Source organism: Sphingobacterium faecium (assembly GCF_003054045.1).
GTDB lineage: Bacteria > Bacteroidota > Bacteroidia > Sphingobacteriales > Sphingobacteriaceae > Sphingobacterium > Sphingobacterium faecium.
The window spans coordinates 86,180-107,620 of sequence record NZ_QBKH01000007.1 but is presented as its reverse complement, the minus strand read 5'-3'; the positions used below and the strand labels follow the sequence as shown (position 1 = coordinate 107,620).

13 protein-coding genes are annotated in these 21,441 nt (G+C 36.2%); 4 read left to right on the top strand and 9 right to left on the bottom strand.

Annotated elements, in window-relative coordinates:
* Window positions 1–2: 2 nt before the first annotated feature.
* From C8N37_RS19280 to C8N37_RS19255, 6 genes are all read right to left on the bottom strand, one after another.
* Window positions 3–3,329, bottom strand: coding sequence for a SusC/RagA family TonB-linked outer membrane protein (locus C8N37_RS19280; RefSeq protein WP_108160459.1), 3,327 nt, complete (start codon window positions 3,327–3,329; stop codon window positions 3–5).
* A gap of 22 nt (window positions 3,330–3,351) precedes the next feature.
* Window positions 3,352–4,527, bottom strand: coding sequence for an ROK family protein (locus C8N37_RS19275; protein ID WP_108160458.1), 1,176 nt, complete (start codon window positions 4,525–4,527; stop codon window positions 3,352–3,354).
* Window positions 4,528–4,845: 318 nt separating this feature from the next.
* Complete coding sequence (locus tag C8N37_RS19270) at window positions 4,846–6,282, bottom strand: alpha-L-fucosidase (protein ID WP_108160457.1); 1,437 nt, start codon at window positions 6,280–6,282, stop codon at window positions 4,846–4,848.
* A gap of 79 nt (window positions 6,283–6,361) precedes the next feature.
* Window positions 6,362–7,948 (bottom strand): SusD/RagB family nutrient-binding outer membrane lipoprotein, encoded by a 1,587-nt coding sequence (locus C8N37_RS19265; RefSeq protein WP_108160456.1) that lies wholly within the window; start codon window positions 7,946–7,948, stop codon window positions 6,362–6,364.
* 11 nt (window positions 7,949–7,959) lie between these two features.
* On the bottom strand, window positions 7,960–11,208 hold the full coding sequence (locus C8N37_RS19260; protein WP_108160455.1) for a SusC/RagA family TonB-linked outer membrane protein: 3,249 nt from the start codon (window positions 11,206–11,208) through the stop codon (window positions 7,960–7,962).
* Between the two features lie 23 nt (window positions 11,209–11,231).
* The gene (locus C8N37_RS19255) at window positions 11,232–12,407 is read right to left on the bottom strand and encodes an ROK family protein (protein ID WP_108160454.1); all 1,176 of its coding nucleotides are present in this window, start codon (window positions 12,405–12,407) and stop codon (window positions 11,232–11,234) included.
* 323 nt (window positions 12,408–12,730) lie between these two features.
* Here C8N37_RS19255 and C8N37_RS19250 point away from each other — a divergent pair, with 323 nt between their 5' ends.
* The 3 genes from C8N37_RS19250 to pnp all read left to right on the top strand — a co-directional run bounded on the left by C8N37_RS19250 (window position 12,731) and on the right by pnp (window position 16,887).
* On the top strand, window positions 12,731–13,945 hold the full coding sequence (locus tag C8N37_RS19250; RefSeq protein WP_108160453.1) for an acyltransferase family protein: 1,215 nt from the start codon (window positions 12,731–12,733) through the stop codon (window positions 13,943–13,945).
* Window positions 13,946–14,152: 207 nt separating this feature from the next.
* On the top strand, window positions 14,153–14,431 hold the full coding sequence (gene rpsO, locus C8N37_RS19245; protein ID WP_021191167.1) for a 30S ribosomal protein S15: 279 nt from the start codon (window positions 14,153–14,155) through the stop codon (window positions 14,429–14,431).
* A 284-nt stretch (window positions 14,432–14,715) separates the two neighbouring features.
* The gene (gene pnp, locus C8N37_RS19240; RefSeq protein ID WP_108160452.1) at window positions 14,716–16,887 is read left to right on the top strand and encodes a polyribonucleotide nucleotidyltransferase; all 2,172 of its coding nucleotides are present in this window, start codon (window positions 14,716–14,718) and stop codon (window positions 16,885–16,887) included.
* 98 nt (window positions 16,888–16,985) lie between these two features.
* Here pnp and C8N37_RS19235 read toward each other — a convergent pair whose 3' ends face one another.
* The gene (locus tag C8N37_RS19235; protein ID WP_108160451.1) at window positions 16,986–17,312 is read right to left on the bottom strand and encodes a DUF493 domain-containing protein; all 327 of its coding nucleotides are present in this window, start codon (window positions 17,310–17,312) and stop codon (window positions 16,986–16,988) included.
* 68 nt (window positions 17,313–17,380) lie between these two features.
* Window positions 17,381–19,663: a GH92 family glycosyl hydrolase gene (locus tag C8N37_RS19230; protein WP_108160450.1), complete on the bottom strand. Its 2,283-nt coding sequence runs from the start codon at window positions 19,661–19,663 to the stop codon at window positions 17,381–17,383.
* Between the two features lie 150 nt (window positions 19,664–19,813).
* Between C8N37_RS19230 and C8N37_RS19225 the strand changes: the two genes are divergently transcribed.
* The gene (locus C8N37_RS19225) at window positions 19,814–20,818 is read left to right on the top strand and encodes a LacI family DNA-binding transcriptional regulator (protein WP_108160449.1); all 1,005 of its coding nucleotides are present in this window, start codon (window positions 19,814–19,816) and stop codon (window positions 20,816–20,818) included.
* Here C8N37_RS19225 and C8N37_RS19220 read toward each other — a convergent pair.
* Complete coding sequence (locus C8N37_RS19220; protein WP_108160448.1) at window positions 20,802–21,287, bottom strand: methionine-R-sulfoxide reductase; 486 nt, start codon at window positions 21,285–21,287, stop codon at window positions 20,802–20,804. The genes C8N37_RS19225 and C8N37_RS19220 overlap by 17 nt on opposite strands.
* Window positions 21,288–21,441 lie beyond the last annotated feature (154 nt).

The window sequence follows — 21,441 nt, the reverse complement described above, 5'->3', positions numbered from 1 at the left end:
TTTTAGAAGCTAGCACGTAGCATTAAACCATATGTTCTTGTTGCAGGGCTTGTTCCTGCATTAGAAACATTATTAATCCAGTTGGATCCACCTGTCATTTGTTCTGGATCTAAATCTTTTATACTTCTGTAAATAAAGAATAGATTACGTCCAAAGGCAGAAAGTTGAATGTTTTTAGCTTTTAATTTATTGGCTACTGCGGTAGGTAATCGATATCCCAATGATATCTCTCTCATTTTAATATAATTATTTTTCTGAACGTATAATTCGTATCGTGAATTTGAATACTGCGGACCGCCCCAGTTATAAGTTTCATTATAGTATGTTCCTTGAGAAATTATATTGCTGTTTTTTGTACCGTCTGTACGTACCCCATCCATAAGCATACCGTCATGATAAACTGTTTCTCCATTTGGACCTTGTGCGGCATTTGTTGCAATACCTTGTGTCCCTACTTTATAGTAACTTAAACCACCGTGTTCTGCATCCATACCAGTTAAACTTTCTTCTAGTAGTCCTCTACTAATCATCCAATTAATACCAGTTGGCATGACATGTCCTCCCCATCTAAAGTCCAGTAATGCATCTAGTGTAAATCTTTTATAAGTAAAAGTGTTAATAAAACCTCCAGTAGCCTTAGGCATTGCATTACCTGCCTTTATCCAGCTATTTGCATCAACTTGATAGATACCATTGTCCTGTACAATTTTATTTCCATTGTCATCCATTTTTAGTGGATGTACCATGATATCTCCCATGGGTTGCCCAACTCTGGATACAAGTTGAGCAGCTTGACCATCATAATCTCTATGTAGTAATTCGCCTGCCCCACCAGGTAATTCTTTGATAATGTTTTTGTTCATGGAAAAATTTAGAATGGTATTCCATTTGAAGTTCTCATGTTGTATAGGAGTACCACTTATTGCAAACTCCCATCCAGAATTGCGAAGGGAACCAACATTGGCAAGAATAGATGATGCACCAGATGAGTATGGTAATGTATAATTTAAAATTTGATCTTTAACCAAACCATTATAATAGGTTATATCTAATCCCAATCTGCCGTTTAGCATTTTGGTTTCAATACCAAATTCTACTTCATTTTTGGTCTCGGGTTTTATATTTTCATTTCCAAATGCTTCTGTTGGTACAGTTGTATATAGTACAGCTGGCCCATTTGCTACCTGTGATCCAAGTGTTTCTTGGGTGTAAAATAGTGCACTCTTATAGATATCTGGATAATTTCCTACAACTCCCCATGATCCTCTCAATTTAGCGTAACTAAATAGACTAGGAAGTTGAAAAGCATCTGAAAGAATTAAACTTGAATTTACTGAGGGGTAGTACAATACATTATTTTTAGGATTCATTGTTGATATTGTTTCCCTTCTTAAAGTACCTTCTACAAACCAGTAATCTTTGACATTTAGATTTAACGTACCAAACATTGCTTCACGTAGCATATTGTTCTTGTAATTATATTTATCTGATCTGACAGGTTGATTAACTGAGGCATTTACATCAAACCAATTTCGAACACTTAGTCCAATTTTTGTTTCATTTTGAACATAAGTATCTTCTGTTTTAGTTGCGGTATAACCAGCTACTGCACCTAGTTTAAAATCTGATGTGATTTGTTTACTATATGAAGCTAATAAGTCAGTATAATATATGTTTGCATTTTGATTACCTAAGGAATAGAATCCTGAGTTTTCATAAGCTAGAGGTCGCTCGTTAGGTTGTTTGTCTTCTGTTTTTTGAGAAGTTACATCTGCAGAAAATCTACCACGGATGAATAAATTGTCTGTAATGTTATAAGTAGCTGTATAAGAACCAATTAACCTGTTGGAATATTCATCATATTGTTTAGCTCTTGTATTCCAATAATAATCTAATACGTCTGATCTATAGCCAAAGTGTTTTAAGTTTTCTGATGGTGTTAAACTTTGATTTGTACCCGTAACAAATTTGTAACCGAGGCTAGTCTGGTATTTTTCAGCATACCAGTCTGGGTTATCAAATGTAGAGATCATCCCCGTGAAATTGTTTATTAGACGATCTGTTAGGAGGGGTCTATTATGTGTATGTTGATTAACAAAATTGACAACAATATCATTTTTTAGTTTTCCCCAAAGTGTAAATGAGTTGTTTAGATTGAAAATATTTTTTTTATTGTAAGATCCAAAAGAAGTCATTTGGTTATCTTGTCTCGTAATTGAAAATCGAGTACTTGAATTCTCTGTAGTATTTCCAATTGCTAAGTTGAAGATCGTATTGTTAGGATTATTAAAAAGTTTCCCATATGAATTTTGCGCAGTATATGGTCTTACCACTCCATCCCAAGATACAATATTTTGGCCATCGAATTTTGGACCAAAATTAACAGTTGCATCCATTACGCCACGATTAACGCCATTAACAGCATCCTCAGCACCATAATAATAAAACATATCATCAGATTGATTAATATTATTATATGATTTATTAAAACCTGGTCCTCTTACGTCTTGAAATCTAGGTAAATAGGCGATTTGGTCATGTGTATAAGTTGCGTTGAAGTCAATAGTAAAACCTTTTCCGGCTTTTCCTGATTTTGTAGTGACTAAAACAACTCCATTCATCGCTTCAGATCCATATAACGCTGCTGCAGAAGCACCCTTCAAAATACTGATGTTTTCAATATCCTCCGGATTCAGATCTTCTAAACCGTTACCGCGAGCACGTTGGTCACCCCAATAATCGGAGTTATTAAAAGTTGTTTGGCGCATTGGAACTCCATCAATTATGACTAAGGGCTGTGAGTTTCCTGTAATGGAGTTTGTTCCCCGAATATTGATGTTAATCCCTGAAGTTGCTCCACCTGGCGCCGCTGAAATACGGACACCTGGTGCTTTACCGTATAATGCTCCGGCAAAGTTAGGACTTCCTGTTTTGGTAAGTTCTTCAGCTCCAACTGTACTCATGGCATAACCCAGCTCTTTTGGAGCTCTTTTAATCCCCATTGCTGTTACGACTACTTCATCTAATGCTGATGCATCATCTGCTAAAGTAACATTAATCGTTTTAGTTGAGGCAACAATAATTTCCGTTGTTTTATAACCAACGTTAGAGAATCGTAATGTTTCCCCTTGTGCGGCTTGAATGGTAAAACTACCATCTGCAGCTGTTTGTGTTCCGCGTGCTGTTCCTTTTACGGAAACCGTTACGCCGGAAACAGGTCCTGTAGCATCTGTTACCTTTCCTATAACAGATTGCTGTGCGAATAGGGTAGAGGCACTAAATAAGGTGCATAACGCTAATCCCGCACTTTTTGTGTAAAAATAACTCATACGAATTGGTTGAATAATTTAATTAGTTGGTTTTTATTAGTGTTTGTATTAAGTTTTCGATAATAAAGGCTGCTGTTCCCACACTCTGAGCCTGTTTATTGGTTTCTGATATTCTGATTTGTGTTGCTTGGGCCAATCTTGGTATACAAAATTCGTTGATGGCTGTTTGGATTTGAGGCATCAGGATTGTCCCTGCTTTTGCGCCTCTTCCACTGATGATAATGACCTCTGGATTGAGAATATGGATTAATGTTGCTATCCCTTTTCCTAACATATAACCAATTTTACCTAAGTTGGCAACAGCAAGTTGATCGCCATTGATAGCACTTTCTAATAATGCGTCTCCTTGCGCCAAAAGATTGTTCTGTTGTTCGGATTCTAAACTGGATTTTTCCCCAGCGTTTAGTGCTGCTTGGACATTTTTCACCGCTGCAGTTAATGATGCTTCGACTTCTAAACAACCTTTTTTTCCACAGGAACATAATTCGTTGCTATCACTAAGTGGTATGTGGCTAAATTCTCCAGCGTAACTGCTAGATCCTTTGAATATTTGTCCATTTACGATCATACCTAGGCCAACACCCCAATTTAAATTGATGACTAATGAACTTTTTATATTTTTGGCCGCACCAAATTTTTGTTCTGCAAAAGCGATACAAGTAGAATCGTTTTCAATAATCGTTGGCATATTAAAATGCTCGCTGATATGTTTTTTTATGTGGTATAATTTTGATTGTTTATCAAAAGAATCATTGATTCCCTTTTCCGTATCTACAAAACCGGGCATACTGATGCCGATGCCTAGGAAATTTGATGTACGGATGTTAGACGAAATGATCAATGCTTCTGTTAGACCGATAATGATATCTAGGGCTTTGTCTTTATTTTTTAGTGGATTGTAAATGTCAACGTTTTCTGCTATGATATTGTTCTCTAAATCAAAGATATAAATGGACGTATAATACTGGTCTAAGGCTATAACTAAAGTATACTTTAATAAATTATTATTGATCTTAAATTGAATAGCTCTTCTGCCGCCGGTTGAAGCAGCGAGATCATTCCCCTCAATTAAATTCATCTCTAATAATGAGTTTACGGACTTGGTAATCAGGGGTATACTTTTGTTAAAAGTTTTACTGAGCTGTGCAATCGATTGCAGCTTTTGAAAGTAAATGGCTTTTATAATTTGATCGTTCATAATTTGGATTGGTTTTCCGTAATAGTAAAGTTACAACAATATTATTAAAAGATGCAAGAACTTTTTACTTTTTTTTAAGAAGTTAATTTTCTTGTGCACGGGAATTAATATGATTTAATTATTATAGAAATATTTAGATTAAGATTTGACTCAACGTAATGCATGAAGAGAGGTATTAGCTAGGTTTTTCAAAATATTATTTTGGTAATAATTTTTATGAATTATATGGATAAATAGTGAAATACGAGTGCTTATTAAAAAAAATGCCTACTGTGATTTATAACAGTAGGCTTTGAAAATGATTTTGGAATTAAAAATTTACTTACTCTTTATTTGAATTACGGTTGCATAATTCAATTTAGTATTTGGGTTTATCACTGTTATTTGATTATCTTTTTGTGACCATTTTAATTTTCCTTTATGACCCAGTATGGCTATATCTTTAATTTTGAACTGATCGGGTAGATTAAAGACATATTGCGCGGGTTGTTGATAACTTTCACCTTCTACGATATGAAACACATTGACCGTTTTACTATCCTTACTTCTGGTATAATAATAGTCTCCTTCATGGAAAGGTGCAATAGGTCTGGTCGCATATACGGCCCCTTGATTAATCTGTATCCATGCTGCCAATTCTTTTAATCGATCGTAAGCTGCTTGATCATAGTCTCCATTTGGTCCTGGGGCAATATTCAGCAGATAATTACCTCCTCTTGCAATAATTTTGATGAGTGTTTCTACAATTTTCTTAGTTGGTTTATATTGGTCATTGGGAACATAACTAAAAGAATCTCCCATGGTAATGCAACTTTCCCAAGGTATGTCTAGGGTGTGTTCGGGGATCGCTTGTTCTGGAGTAACATAATTTTCCCATTTGCCGGGTACAGTGCGATCGACGACAATAATACCGGGTTGATTTTTACGAGCCATAGTACCTATACGATCCATATCTATATCTTGTTCGACTTTAATGGTGCGTTGCCATTCTACAGATGGATCAATTGTTTTAAATGGTCTTACCCATCCGCCATCTAACCAGAGGATATCTACTTTTCCATATTCTGAAGTGAGTTCATTAAGCTGGTTATACGTGTAATTTTTAAATTTCTCCCATCTTTCGGGATGTTTTGCGGGATCATAATTTACGTTTCGGTCTTTAGGCGGGAAATAGTTCCACCAATAAAAATCGGTATGCCAATCAGGTTTGGAAAAATAAGCCCCTATTTTAAAACCATCATTTCTGAATGTGTTGAATATTTCTTTGGTGATATTTGCTTTTGGATTTGTTGAAAATGGTGTATTTGGAGATGTTACTTTGTAATCCGACTCTTTTGTATCGAACATCGCAAATCCATCGTGATGTTTGGTGGTGAATACCACATATTTCATTCCTGCAGCTTTTGTTGCATCGGCCCATTTTTTAGGATCGAAATCTGTTGGATTAAATGTTTTTTGTAGGTTTTCGTAATTCTTTACATAATCGAAATAGTTTTTTCCATGTTCAGGTTTGCGCTGTGTCCAGCCTTCGTCTTCGGGACATAAGCTCCAGCTTTCGACAATACCCCATTGACTATATGTGCCCCAATGCATGAAAAGGCCGAATTTCATGTCCTGCCATTGTTCCAGATTTTCGATGACCATGGGGTCGGTTGGTTTTTGATAACCTGAAGATACATTATGTGCTTGACCAAGTGCTAGGGTGGAGGTTGTCGCCATGAGCACAGCTGTTATGATCGTGTTGAGTTTTTGCATGTTTAAATATAAATAAAATGCTCATAAAGAAAGCCACTTTAAGTGGCTTTCTTTATGAGCTGTTTTTGAATATTAGGTATTAGTTTACATCCCAGAAAATCTTGGTGTCGCGCGTATCTTTTGCACGCACTGCTTGATAGTTTTCTGAATTGTTGGTCATTTCTGATGAAGGATATGTGAGTCTTACCGGTGGAGCTTGTAAACCATTTAAGGTCGAGACTGGGAATGCGGGTAGAGTAGGGTATCCTGTTCTACGGTATTCTGACCACGCCTGTTCTGCTTGTAACCATCCAAAATGCAACCATTTTTGTGTACCAATAAGCTTTAATTTCGTGATTTTATCACCTGAAAATGCAATATTCGATTCTGTGATCAATTTATTTATTACTTCGCTGCTTGGTTTAGTCAGCTTAACTTGATGGGAGCTGTTTGCATTTAAGTAATAATAGAATGATATTGATTGTTTTACTGCTGTTTCATAAGCTGTTTTTGCAGCAACATCTGTACCCCATCTTTCCTGTGCTTCTGCTTTGATTAAATTGGTCTCAGAAGCAGTCATCAAAACTCCTGGTAATTTTGAGTTTATCCACGCTGTAGCAGAATCAACCACCGCATATTTCGTGTACTGTGCATTTGCCTGAGCTGCAGTAAAAGTAATAGGCATTGCTTGGAATGTTTTGTTAGCAACAAATTTGCCTTGTACTGTTTCTCCAAACTTATCAAATAATACTTCCATTCTCGGATCATCTGCTGTTTTTAAGACTGTATTTAACATATAGTCTGGTGCATAGTGACTTGGTAATTCTCTCACCGCGTCTATTAGACTTGAGGTATATGTGGTAAGAGGTTGTAATAAAATATCATCAGATCCAGCATTGTACTCGCCGTTATTGGATCCATCAACTATAGGATACTCATTGGGATTATTGAGTATTTCCATAATTTCTGTTTTTGCTCTATTTTCATCAACATTTGAAATTCGCATTAATAAACGTAAACGCAACGAATTTGTATACTTACGCCATTTAATCAGATTTCCGGAGTTTAAAATATCTGCACGATTAAACTCATTTGTGCTTGTTGCAGTTTTGAAATAGGTATTGACTTCTTTTAATCCAGTTAAAAAAGTATTGTATAATTCTTTTTGATCGTCAAATTTACCAAGTTTAATGACATCTGTAAGGGGCAAGCTTCCTGCCTCTGAAAATGGAATGTCACCAAAATTATCAACCAGTTTTGATGCTTGATCGTATAATACGACCTTAGCTGCGTACATAAATAAATCACGGCTAGCTTTCTCTTCAGCTGTTAATCCATTGTATGATCTTTCCATGGCTCGGTAGACACCTATCATTCCAGGGGCATAGAAATCTCTCCAATAATCATTTGTATAAGAATCACTTTGCTGATACATGGTATTCTCATTTTCAAAATATGCTGTTTGTGTATATCTTGCATGGTGCGTGAAAATAAAGGTACGGTAGTGCCAGTATTCTGATCTGAGACGGGAGTTATTTAAAATCTGCGTTAAAAAAGCAGCAATATTTGGTTCTGTCGTTTGTTCGGGATCCGTGTATCGGTCTTCTAATTCGGTTTTACAAGATTGAAAACTGAATAAGGTTAATAGAAGACTTGCAAATAACAGGATATGATTAATTTTTTTCATTTCTTTTTGTATTAAAATTTAGCATTTAAAGAGAAACCGAAACTTCTAGTAGCTGCATTTGAACCGATATCAATGCCTTGTGAATACCAGTAGTTTCCAACAGGTGCTTCTGGATCTATGTCTTTGATAGATCTGTAAAAGTAGAATAGATTTCGACCGATCAGAGACACGCGTAAACTATTTAATTTCAATTTTTGAGTTACTGATTCCGGTATATTATATCCGATGACCACTTCTCTTAATTTGATGAAATTATTGTCAAGTACTGCTGCTTTTTCATTCCAAGCATTGTTTCCCCAATAAAAGTTATTCATGTAATATTCTGCTCCAGAAAGCTTGACTTCATTTTTTGCTCCTGTGTTGACATTGACTCCGTCTAATGTAATACCCGATTCACGATATTCCAATGTGCTCTCCAATCTTCCGGCTCCATATGCATATTTATGTGGTGTCGAGATCATTTGACCACCAAATCTATAGTCAGCTGTAAAATCTAAGCTGAAACTTTTGTAGTTAAATGTATTGGTCAAACCACCAATTGCTTTTGGCATGATGTTTCCTGCTTTTACATAGGTTGATTTGTCAATTACATAATTTCCATCATCAGATATTAGTAACTCACCTTTTTCATTTGTCGCACGAGGAAAAACGTAAATGTTTCCTAAGGTTTCACCTGGTCTCGCTTCCATACGGATAGAACTTTGATCTGCATCGTAGAAAACTAGTTTTGGTACTTGATCAATAAGTCTGTCTAATTTTGATTTGTTGTTTGAGAAATTTAATCTTGTGTTCCAAGAGAAATTATCATTTCTGATAGGAGTACCACTTAATGCAACTTCCCAACCTTTATTGGATATCTTACCCACATTGAGAAATTGTGTGGAAGCTCCAGTGGTGTAAGCCGTTGATAATGGCATGATCTGATCATCGATAGCATTTGCATAATAGCTGATGTCTAAACCAAGTCTGCTCTTAAAGAATTTTAAATCTAAACCGATTTCTTTTTCCGTTTTTTTCTCAGGTCTTAAGTCTTCATTTCCATAAGAAGAATTTGGAGCCAATGCTGGCACAGGTCCATTTACGGTGATTAATGAAGTTTGTTTAAATGCTAAATTAGAGGCATAGATAGGTGCGTCGTTACCTACAACTCCATAAGATGCCCTAATTTTTCCGTAGTTAAAGAAATCTGGCAGGTCAAATGCTTCTGAAAAGACGAAACTTGTGTTTACTGACCCGTAGTGATATGGGTTATTTTTTGATGGTAAGGTCGATGAATATTCTTTACGTCCTGTACCTTCTAAGAATAGGTAGTTTTTATAAGAAAGATTCAGTAATCCAAAGTATGCATATTTGACCAGCTCTTTTCTCACGTGTGTTGTTACTGCTTGACCAAATGTATTATTTAGACTGAACCAGTTGGCGGATACAAGTCCTCCTTCTGTTCTAGACATCTGATCATCATAATTTTCCATACGTGACTGAAAACCTCCGCTCACACTAAAATCAAAATCATCTGAAATTTTATCTGCATAGGTTAGTAAGGCGTCTCCGTAGATGATTTTATATATTCCTTTAGAAACTTCAAATTTACCTGTACTATTTGTCGCATTGTACTGTACAGCATATTCGTTATGCTCTTTATTTTCGATATTTAATCCTGTAAAATCTGTTCCCAGACGACCTCTAAATTTGAGTTTGTCTAATATACCCCAATTTAATGTTGTGCTTCCTAAGAATCGATTTTCTTTTTCTTCATAAATATTTCTTTTTTGCTGCCAGAAATAGTTAAGTAGATTCACACCTCGATAATTGACTGGGAAAGCTTCTGGTCTATTTGATCCAAATGGATTGTATCGAAATCCATCAGAGGTTTGATATAATTGATTCTTCATTTTTTCGACATCTTCTGCGCCACTGAAAAAACCACCATATGAGGCTAATACATCACCCATTAGACCGGGTCTGTTTTTAGTAATCGTACTGATATAGGATGCTACTACATCTAAATCTACGCGATCGGCAAGCTTTATCGTGCTGTTTAAATTGAAGGTACTTTTATTCATTTTGCTTCCAGGAACAATTGCCTTGTAGTCCATATTGGAAGCAGATAATCTATAATTGATTTTCTCAGATTGATTGGAAAGGCTTAAATTGAAGTTATTATTGTGTCCAGTGTCAAATATATCTCCATAATTACCTTTATTGGCTGAATATTTTCTTAAGGAACCATCCCACCAGCGTACATCTTGTCCGTCATATTTTGGTCCAAATTGTCCCCAAGCATTATAATTTAGTAGTCTATCTCCAGGAAATAGTGCATTTGTCATCCAACCTTCTTCAGTTCCTCCTGCTTGCACATTTGTCGCTGCATCATATCCTGGACCATATTCATATTGTAGTCGAGGTAGAAAAGCTGCTGTTTCAATAGAACCTGTATAGTTAAAGTCGATACCAAGTCCTTTACCTTTGACTCCTTTTTTTGTTGTGATCACAATTACACCGCTCGCGGCATCGGAACCATAAAGTGCTGTTGCACTAGCTCCTTTTAAAATCGTCATGGACTCGATATCGTTAGGATTTAAGTCTAACATGCCGTTTCCACGTATGCGGTTATCTCCCCAGATGGCTTGTGACCCTGGATCTGTTATACCTCCAGTATTGTTTAAACCTTTTGAACCAGCTTGTTGATCATTTCTGATCATGACACCATCTACAACATATAAAGGCTGTCTGTTATTTGCAAGCGAGTTGATACCACGTATCTGTATGTTAACAGCACTTGAGGCTCCTCCTGGTGCAGAATTGATTTGTACACCTGGTGCTTTACCATATAGTGCTGAACCGATATTGGTTGTTCCAGCTTGTGTTAGTTCTTTGGAACCGATGGTAGTGGAAGCATATCCTAAAGCTTTGGCATCTCTTTTAATACCCATTGCTGTCACTACGACTTCTTCTAATGCTGAAGCATCTTCATTTAAGGTGACATTAATCGTTTTAGTTGAGCCAACAATAATTTCTGATGCTTTGTATCCAATGATCGTAAATCGTAAAGTTTCACCTTGTGAAGCTTGAATTGTGAAAGTTCCATTGGGACTGGTTTGGGCAGCGCGAGATGTTCCGATGACAGAAACTGTTACACCGGAGAGAGGTCCTTTAGCATCGATGACCTTTCCTGTAATGGTTTGTTGTGCGAACAAGGATGTTGCACTAAATAAGGTGCATAATGCTAGTCCCGCACTTTTTTTGTAAAAATAACTCATACGAATCTGTTGAAAATTTTAATTTAGTCTGTTTTTATAAGGGTTTGTAATGTGTTTTCTATGATAAATGCCGCGGTGCCTAAGCTTTGGGCATGTTTATTTGTTTCGGATATTTTTAATTGTGCGGTACTGGCCAAACGAGGAATGCAAAATTCATTGATTGCTGTCTGAATTTGTGGCATAAGGATGTGACCTGCCTTAGCGCCCCTTCCACTGATAATAATTGCTTCGGGATTGAGTATATGAATTAAAGTGGCGATGCCCTTTCCTAGCATATAACCAATTTTTCCAAGGCTTGCGATAGCCAATTGATCGCCCTGAATGGCATTTTCTAACAAAGCATCCCCCTTTGCTAATAAGTCTTGATATTTTTCGGTTTCTAAACTTGATTTTTCTCCCGAATCTAAGGCGATTTCTACATGTTTTACTGCTGCGGTGAGTGATGCCTCGACTTCTAAACAACCTTTTTTTCCGCATGAGCAAAGTGCGTTGCTATTGCTAAGGGGGATATGGCTGAATTCCCCAGCATAACCACTGGATCCTTTAAATAGGTGCCCATTTACGATCATACCTAATCCTACTCCCCAATTTAAATTAATCACTAATGCGCTTTTCATATCTTTAGCAGCACCAAACATATGTTCTGCAAATGCAATGCAGGTGGAGTCATTTTCAATCATGGTAGGAATCTTAAAATGCTCTTCAATATGTTTTTTTATATGATGAAGATTACAGTTCTTATCATATGAGTCATTTATCCCTTTCTCATTATCTACAAATCCAGGCATACTGATACCCATTGCGATGAAATCATCTAATGGAATTTGAGATTTGGTGATCAATTTCTCCGTATGTTCAATGATATTTTGTAAAGCGATTGTGTGGCGAGATAATGGGTTGTACTGATCTGTGATCTGTGCAATAACGTTGTTTTCGAGATTGAATATATAAATGGATGTGTAGAATTGATCAAGAGCGATAATCAACACGTGATGCGAAAGGTTATTGTTAAGTTTAAATTGAATAGCACGTCTTCCACCTGTAGATACTGCAAAACCACTTTCTTCTATCAAATTCATGTCCAATAGGCTATTTATGCCTTTAGTAACAAGTGGTACGCTTTTATTAAAAGTTTTACTTAGTTGTGCAATCGATTGTGTTTGATGGAAGTAAAGTGCTTTTAAAATTTGACTATTCATTATCTTTATATACTCGTGTGATTATTTTGAATTAGTAAAGAAATAAAAATTTTTTCAAAAAGCCAAGACTTTATAATTATTTTTAATAAGTATACTACTCTTATTTATTTTTATGATTGTAAAAATGTTTTTTGTTTCCAAAATTTTCAAAAGTTTCTAACGAATGTAAATCTTAATAAAGGAATTTTGGATGGTGTTTATGAGATCTTACCAACTATTTTGGTCTTACCGATCAACATGCCTTAATTTTTAATATTTACAAAGTAAAACGAGGCTTTTTTTCTGTTTTAAAAAGAATATCTTTGGCTTAAACAATCTAGATTATGAAACAACGATATTATTCACTTGATGTATTTCGAGGAGCAACAGTTGCTCTGATGATTATGGTCAATAATCCCGGAACATGGGCACATATGTTCGCTCCTTTACAACATGCCAGCTGGCACGGTTGTACACCTACTGATTTGGTTTTTCCGTTTTTCTTATTTGCTGTCGGTAATGCGATGTCTTTTGTAATCCCCCGTCTTCAAGAGGCAGGTGATGCTGTGTTTTGGAAAAAGGTAATCAAAAGAACCGTTTTAATATTTGCCATTGGTTTATTTTTGAATTGGGCACCTTTTGTTCAATGGAGTGGGGATGCACTGGTGTTTAAGCATTGGGTAAACCCTGATGATGCTGAGAAGGGAATCCGAATTTTAGGCGTTTTACAACGCATTGCTTTGGCTTATTGCTTTGCGTCGATCTTAGCTTATTATTTTAAAGAGAAAGCGTTGATCTGGATTTCAACGTTTATCCTATTGGCTTATTGGGCGATATGTGCTTTTGCAGGACAGGTTGGAGATCCCTATAGTTTAGCGGGCTGGTTTGGTACTTCTATTGATGTCAAGCTATTGGGAGTAGCACATATCTATAAAGGTGAAGGTGTGCCTTTTGATCCGGAGGGTTTGATGAGTACTTTACCCGCTATTGTGCAAGTGGTATTTGGTTATTTGGCTGGTACATTTATTAAAAAACAGGGACAGGTGGATTGGCTATGGTCTAAAGTTCCTACGAGTAATGAGCCTCATTTTAAATTGCTTTCGGGTTTATTTGTTACGGGTTTTATATTAATTGTCTTGGCTTGGATCTGGTCATTAGGTTTTCCAATCAATAAGAAAATATGGACAAGTTCTTATGTCTTATATACTACGGGGCTTGGTATGATGACTATCGGAGGGATGATCTGGTTTATTGAGGTGCAGGGAGTGAAAAATGGTTTAACTAAGTTTTTTGATGTTTTTGGTAAAAATCCACTCTTTATATTTGTTCTGAGTGGTGTTCTACCTCGTTTGGTCGGACTTATTCGTATTCCTAATGGAATAGGGGAGGATGGTGCACAAGTGTATACGAATGGTTTTACTTGGTTTTACACTCATATTTGTAAACCTTTGCCTGGGCCTCCTGAAGTGGGATCATTTTTTTATTCTTTATGTTTCCTTGCTTTCATGTGGGTAATCTGTTACTATTTGGATAAAAAGAAAATCTACGTTAAAGTTTAATGGTGACACTGATGATCTTTTGCGGTTTATGATTGTCTTTGAATCATAGGATTTAAGGATACTTTGAACTAAATTTAGCAAATCTGCGTAATCTATTTTGAAGGGCTACTTGAATTTTAATCTGCATTTAATTTGCAAAGTAAAGTTTAAGTACTACCTTTGCAGTCAATTAACAAAAATTTTTAACGCTTTAATATTATTTCAGAGATGTATTTAAGTAAAGAGTACAAAGCAGATATCTTCGCAGAATTTGCAGGTTCGGCAACGAACACAGGTTCTACAGAAGGACAAGTAGCTTTATTCACTAAGAGAATTGCTCACCTAACTGAGCATTTGAAAAAAAACAGAAAAGATTTTAACACACAACGTGCGCTACAAATGTTAGTAGGTAAACGTCGTTCATTATTAGCTTACCTGTACAAAACTGACATCAACCGTTACCGTGCGATCATCAAAGGTCTAGGTTTACGTGATATCATCAAATAAGCTTTTAGTATAAAACTTTAGAAAAGCCGTCTCCTTTGGGACGGCTTTTTTTATTGCTTATTTTTCTAAATTCCAGATTTTGACATCTTGACGTTTTAACTTAATTTTCTATATGAGGTTAGCATGATATGCTTTGCTGTTATTGATCGATTATAATTGCGTAGAAAAGCAGCTGATCTCCGTTTGATTATGAATATTTTACCTTATCTTTGCGGGGAAATTAAATATTTTTATATATTAGGTACGCTGCCAAAAGATGAAAAGCGTATCGCAAATAACAACGAATGAGTTATAACGAAATCAAAACAGTAATCGATATGGGCAATGGCTCCCAGATCGAGCTTTCTACTGGTAAATTGGCTAAACAGGCTGATGGTGCAGTAGTATTAAAACAAGGTGACACGATGATTCTTGCGACAGTAGTTTCTGCTAAGGAAGCGAAATCTGGGGTTGACTTTTTGCCTTTATCTGTTGACTACCAAGAGAAATATGCGGCTACAGGTCGTATTCCTGGTGGTTTTTTACGTCGTGAGGCACGTTTGTCAGATTACGAGATCTTAATCTCTCGTTTAGTCGACAGAGCTTTACGTCCATTATTCCCTGAAAACTATCACGCAGATACGCAAGTAATGATCTCTTTGATCTCTGCTGATAAAGATATTATGCCAGATGCATTGGCAGGTCTTGCTGCTTCTGCGGCTATTGCAGTTTCTGATATTCCTTTCAATGGTCCTATTTCTGAAGTTCGTGTAGCGAAAATAGATGGTCAATTGGTAATCAATCCAAAAATGTCTGAATTAGAAAGAGCAACTTTAGAATTTATCGTTGCGGGTTCTGCTCAAGATATTGGTATGGTTGAAGGTGAATGTAGTGAAATATCTGAAGCTGAAATGGTAGAAGCTATTGCTTTTGCACATGAGGCGATCAAAAAACAAGTTGCTGCTCAAGTTGAATTGGCAAATTTGGTAGGTAAGCATGTAAAACGTGAGTATAACCACGAACCTACAAATGAGACATTAAGAGCTGAAATTTTCAGTGCTACTTACGATAAGGTGTATGCTGTTGCTGCTTCGGCATCTGCTAAACATGATCGTTCTGAAGCTTTTGCAAAGATTGCTGAAGAATTTAGAGCTACACTTCCTGAAGAATTGGATGAGGATACTAAATTCTTATTCAAAAAATATTTTCATGATGTACAATACGATGCTGTTCGTAATTTAGTATTGGATGAAGGAAAACGTCTTGATGGTCGTGATGTACGTACTGTACGTCCTATCTGGTCGGAAGTAAATTATTTACCTGCAGCTCACGGTTCTGCTGTATTTACACGTGGTGAAACCCAATCATTAACTTCGGTTACTTTAGGTGCTAAGGATGCAGAGCAAATGATCGACGGTGCTTTTATCAACGGTTATAACAAATTTATTCTTCACTACAATTTCCCTGCATTTTCTACAGGCGAAGCTAGACCGAATAGAGGTCCTGGTCGTCGTGAAGTAGGTCACGGAAACTTGGCTTTGCGTTCTTTGAGACAAGTGCTTCCTCCAGTAGCTGAAAACCCTTATACCATCCGCGTTGTTTCTGATATATTAGAATCTAATGGTTCTTCTTCTATGGCAACAGTATGTGCTGGTACTTTGGCTTTATTAGATGCAGGGGTTAAATTGAAAGCACCGGTTTCTGGTATTGCTATGGGTTTAATCTCGGATGAGAAAACAGGTAAATATGCTATTCTTTCGGATATCTTAGGTGATGAAGATCACTTGGGAGACATGGACTTTAAAGTGACAGGTACTGAAAAAGGTATCGTTGCTTGTCAAATGGACTTAAAGATTAATGGTTTGAAATGGGAAGTGTTAACCCAAGCTTTGGATCAAGCGAAAGAGGCTCGTCTTCATATCTTAGGTGAGATGAAGAAAACCCTTGATGGACCTCGTGAAGATTACAAACCTCATGCACCTCGTATCGTTCAGATCATTATTGATAAAGAATTTATCGGTGCTATTATCGGTCCTGGAGGTAAAATTATCCAAGAAATGCAACGTGAAACTGGAGCTACTATTTCTATTGAAGAGGTAGATGGTAAAGGTATCGTACAGATTTTTGCTGATAATAAAGCTGCGATTGATGATGCAAGTATACGTATTAAGAATATTGCGGCAAAACCTGAGGTTGGTGCTACTTACGAAGGTAAAGTAAAGTCTATCATGCCTTTTGGTGCTTTCGTTGAAATCATGCCAGGAAAAGATGGTTTATTACACATCTCAGAGATTGATTGGAAACGTTTTGAGACTATGGATGGTATTTTCAAAGAAGGTGATCAAGTAACGGTTAAATTGTTGGATATCGACAAACAAGGTAAATTGAAACTTTCTCGTAAAGCTTTATTACCTCGTCCTCCTCGTGAAGATAAACCTGCTGCTGAAGCTCCAAAAAATGATGCTCCACAAGCGTAAGTTTCAAAAAACTTAATCATATAAAAAAAGCTCACTGAAAAGTGAGCTTTTTTATTTTGCAAAACAGGCTGTCTAATTGACAGCCTGTTTTCGTTTTGTTATAACATAATAACGGATTCTATTGTTGATACTTGTTTGTAATAATCAATTACTTCATCAGCATTATTGACAAAAGTCTCTACGGTGATGGATTTGTATTTACCACCTGATGATTCTTTTTCAGCGTATTTGGTGCTCGCATGCGTAAATACCTGTTTTACCTGCTCTATTTTCTCCAAATCGGCTTTTACAATGAATTTGAATTTGTACAAGGATGGAAATTGTTCTACAGCAATCAATTTTTCTTTGAAATTTGTATAGAAATCTTGCTGATTATTTCCGTCTTCAATATCTTGGATATTGATGTTGTTGTTTAATTCTGACATTTTTAATCTCCTTTTGTTGATTATTATCAAAAGCTATTCCATAAATGGTTGCCTGACAGACTTACAGTCTAATTGTCTACTGCAATCGGTCTATCTTGTGGAGCTTTTCCCCAATTTTTATTTGGAGTGCTACTCATTTCAATTTCAATGTTTCCGCCTTTTAATATTTCATCATATGTAATAAACGATTTTGAGTAGGCTACCCCATCACGTTTGATACTTTTGATATAGCTATTTTTCTTGGCTTGATTTTTAACTTTTATGGTTAATTGTTTTGCATTAGGAAGTGTAATGGTCGCTTTTTCCATCATTGGAGAACCGAACACATAAACTCCACTGATCGGATTTAAAGGATACATTCCCATTGCTGAAAATACATACCATGCACTCATCTGTCCGGCATCGTCATTTCCACATAAACCATTTGGCTTGCTTGTATAGAAGTTCATCATTGCTTTACGTGCAAGTGCTGACCCTTTCCAAGCTTCTCCCGCGTAAGCATATAAATAGGGTACATGGTGATTGGGTTCGTTGCCTTGTGCATATTGCCCAATTAAACCTGTAATATCATTGGATGCTTCTTCACCCAATTCGGATGACATTGTTGTGAATTCATCTAATTTTTTTAAGAAGTTTTTATCTCCACCAAAAAGATTGATCAATCCTTTAACATCTTGTGGAACTAGCCAGGTATATTGCCAAGCATTTCCTTCACAGTAGTCATTTTCACGGTGCTTGGCCATTAATGGATTGAATGGTCTTCTAAATTCGCCGTTAACTTTTCTACCTACAAAATGACCTACTTCTTTGTCAAAATATTGTTCATAAAGTTTATATCTTTTTTCGAAGTAAATGGCATCTTCTTTTTTACCTAATTTTTCTGCTAATTTAAATGCGCTGTAATCGGCAATTGCATATTCTAATGCCCATGCCACAGATTCATTATCCATGCTGTCGATCGGGATGTATTTTAGGTCACGGACATACTTTAATCCATGTTCATAACCCATTGCTGTTGTTTTTACTGCTTCCCAAGCCAGTTCATAATCTTTTTCATCCAAGATCCCTTTTATGACTGCATCGGCTACTACAGGTATTGCCGGTAATCCAACCATGGTATTTGTTTCATTACCTTGTAAATGCCATACGGGTAATTTTCCCTGTTGCTGATATATGGCAAGCATCGTTTTGATGAAATCTTGATTGATTTTACGATCTTCTAGCAAGTTCATCAATGGATGTAATGCACGATAGGTATCCCACAGTGAAAATACGGTATGATTGGTAAAGTCTTGTTTTTCGTAGACTTGTTTGTCTGTCCCTAAATAATCACCATTGACGTCATTAAAGATGGTTGGTGCAAAATAGGTGTGGTACAAGGCGGTGTAAAAAATGGTCTTTGTATCTGCATCTCCTTCAAATTGAATTTTATTCAACGTGCTGTTCCATTTGTCGTTTGCTTGTTTTTTTACTTGGGTGAAATCCCATGTAGGAGTTTCAACCTGTATATTTTCTAAAGCGTTTGTTGTACTCACAGCTGAAATACCAACTTTAATTTCAATGGTTTTATTTTTGATTGCATCAAAAAATAGGGCAGCTTTTATTGCTTGACCTTTTACTGTTGAAGTACCGAATTTTTGATTTTTATCATCGTAAAATTCTACTTTTTGAATAGGTACCGATGTTTTTAAGGCAAAATAAACTTTTTGATCACTTGCCCATCCTGTAGAAAAGCGATAGCCAACAAAAGTGCTATCATTGACTTGCTTGATATAAGAATCGGTTGTTTTGTCCCAATTCATTTTAAAAGAAAGATCAATGAATAAGTGAGCATTGTCTGACTTGTTGTACACGTATTGATGATAACCTACACGCTCTGTGGCCGTCAAATTTGCTTGTACTTCGTAGTCGTCTAGTAGTACACTGTAGAATCCAGGTTGGGCAATCTCATTTTCTTTTTTGAAGCTCGAACCGTAGCCTGTATTCATTTTGTTGAATTCGGCTTGTTGTAATTGTACTTTTCCGGTAGCGGGTACAATCATAATGTCATTGAGATCTCCAATTCCAGTTCCACTAAGATGGGTGTGTGTAAAGCCTAGTATTTCTTTGCTTTTGTAATTGTAACCGCTACACCAGTCCCAACCATTAAATTGATCCCATGTTTGTGCTATTTGTGATGGGCCTAATTGTACTGCTCCAAGTGGAACATTTGCGCCCACAAAGACATGTCCATGGTCTTCGGAACCGATAAAAGGGTTGACAAATGATGTCAAGTTTTGTTGTGCTGCTAAACCTAATGGTGTGAATGCAAGAATACTTAATAAAATTTTATTGTAATTCAATCGAATCATAAGTAATTAGTTTGGTCTTATTTAGGGGCGAAATATAGTATTTTTTTTGCTTAATAAATCCTTTTAGCTTAAATATTTTTACAATAAATAGCTTTATTACTTTATTTTTTTTTAGATTAGTAACTCAAATTTATAAACATATACGACTTAATGAAGAAGAGAATTTTGATCAGTGACATCGCAAAAGCTTTAGGGGTTTCGGTTACTACAGTATCTTTTATATTGAATGACAAAGCCAAAGAAAAGCGCATCAGCGAGTCATTGACGAAGCGTGTTCTTGATTATGTGAAAAAGGTCGGCTATAAGCCTAATGAACTTGCTAAAAGTTTACGTACTGGTAAAACCAAAATTATAGGTTTGATTATTGAAGATATCTCAAATCCTTTTTTTGGAAATATAGCACGCCTGATTGAAACAAAAGTCTATGAACAGGGATACCGTATTATTTATTGTAGTACGAACAATGATAGTGAAAAGACTAAAGAGTTAATCGGTATGTTCAATGATCGACAAGTGGATGGTTTTATTATTACACCTTCTGAGGGTATAGAGGAGACAATTTCCAATTTAATTCAGTCAAATGTACCTGTTGTTTTGTTTGATCGATACTTGCCTGAAGTGGAGACTGATTATGTTATTGCCGATAATTTTCAAGGTGCCTTTGATGCGACTGTTCATTTTAATGAGCAGGGATATAAACGGATTGGTCTAGTTTCGCTTTACTCAGATCAAACGCAGATGCGTGATCGCTTAGGTGGTTACATGAAAGCGATGGATCAGTTTAAAAAGCAAGCTTATATCAAAAAAATACAATTGGATGCTTCGGAAGCAGAGGCGATAGATGAATTGCATGAGTTTGTTGTTGACAATAGACTGGATGCTGTTTTATTTGCGACCAATTATCTTGCGATCACTGGACTCAAATCTGGTAAGAAGCATAATTATAAACTACCGGCATTAATTGCTTTTGATGACCATACTGTTTTTAAATTGCACGAACCTGCTATTACGGTGGTTTCACAACCTATTGAAGAGATTGCGAATCATATTATCAATATTCTACTGCTAAAATTGCAGGGTAAAGCCAAAGCAATAAAACATTTGACATTACCCTGCGAGTTGAAAGTGCGGGAATCTTCTATTTTGAAGCGCTAGTATCTGCAACAAATTTCATAGAAATTGAATTGACACAGTGACGGATGTTTTTATCGGTTAATCTTTCTCCGGTAAAAACATGCCCTAAGTGTGCTCCGCAAGTATTACAAAGAATTTCAGTCCTTCTTCCATCGGCATCTGTTTCTTTGCGAATTGCTCCTGAAATCTCATCGTCAAAACTTGGCCATCCACAATGTGAATCAAATTTGTCTTCTGAACGGTACAGAGAGGCTTCACATCTTTTGCAAATGTATGTTCCCATTGCCTTATTGTCTAATAACGTTCCTGTATAGGGACGTTCGGTACCTTTGTGAAGAATAACATATTCTTCTTCGGGGCTTAATTTGTTATATTTTGCTGAATCTTCCATTATTTTAAAAGTTGATGTATGTTTTTGAGCTGGAGTAGTATGTCTATGACGTGAGGCTGTTAAAAAAATCACACTACATAAAATTAACAATTTTGCCATGATATCATCATATCTGTAAAGTTACAATTCTCTAATCAATTCTTTGTCAATCTACTGTTATGAAGAACTTATAAAAGGAGCAATTTAAACAGTAGAGCTCTTTTTTTATGTCATATTGATGTCTTATATTTGAAGTTTATCGATTTCCGCCTCG

Coding starts and splice junctions, on each gene's coding strand:
- C8N37_RS19280 (WP_108160459.1), bottom strand. CDS start 3,329: ATGAGTTATTTTTACACAAAAAGTGCGGGATTAGCGTTATGCACCTTA.
- C8N37_RS19275 (WP_108160458.1), bottom strand. CDS start 4,527: ATGAACGATCAAATTATAAAAGCCATTTACTTTCAAAAGCTGCAATCG.
- C8N37_RS19270 (WP_108160457.1), bottom strand. CDS start 6,282: ATGCAAAAACTCAACACGATCATAACAGCTGTGCTCATGGCGACAACC.
- C8N37_RS19265 (WP_108160456.1), bottom strand. CDS start 7,948: ATGAAAAAAATTAATCATATCCTGTTATTTGCAAGTCTTCTATTAACC.
- C8N37_RS19260 (WP_108160455.1), bottom strand. CDS start 11,208: ATGAGTTATTTTTACAAAAAAAGTGCGGGACTAGCATTATGCACCTTA.
- C8N37_RS19255 (WP_108160454.1), bottom strand. CDS start 12,407: ATGAATAGTCAAATTTTAAAAGCACTTTACTTCCATCAAACACAATCG.
- C8N37_RS19250 (WP_108160453.1), top strand. CDS start 12,731: ATGAAACAACGATATTATTCACTTGATGTATTTCGAGGAGCAACAGTT.
- rpsO (WP_021191167.1), top strand. CDS start 14,153: ATGTATTTAAGTAAAGAGTACAAAGCAGATATCTTCGCAGAATTTGCA.
- pnp (WP_108160452.1), top strand. CDS start 14,716: ATGAGTTATAACGAAATCAAAACAGTAATCGATATGGGCAATGGCTCC.
- C8N37_RS19235 (WP_108160451.1), bottom strand. CDS start 17,312: ATGTCAGAATTAAACAACAACATCAATATCCAAGATATTGAAGACGGA.
- C8N37_RS19230 (WP_108160450.1), bottom strand. CDS start 19,663: ATGATTCGATTGAATTACAATAAAATTTTATTAAGTATTCTTGCATTC.
- C8N37_RS19225 (WP_108160449.1), top strand. CDS start 19,814: ATGAAGAAGAGAATTTTGATCAGTGACATCGCAAAAGCTTTAGGGGTT.
- C8N37_RS19220 (WP_108160448.1), bottom strand. CDS start 21,287: ATGGCAAAATTGTTAATTTTATGTAGTGTGATTTTTTTAACAGCCTCA.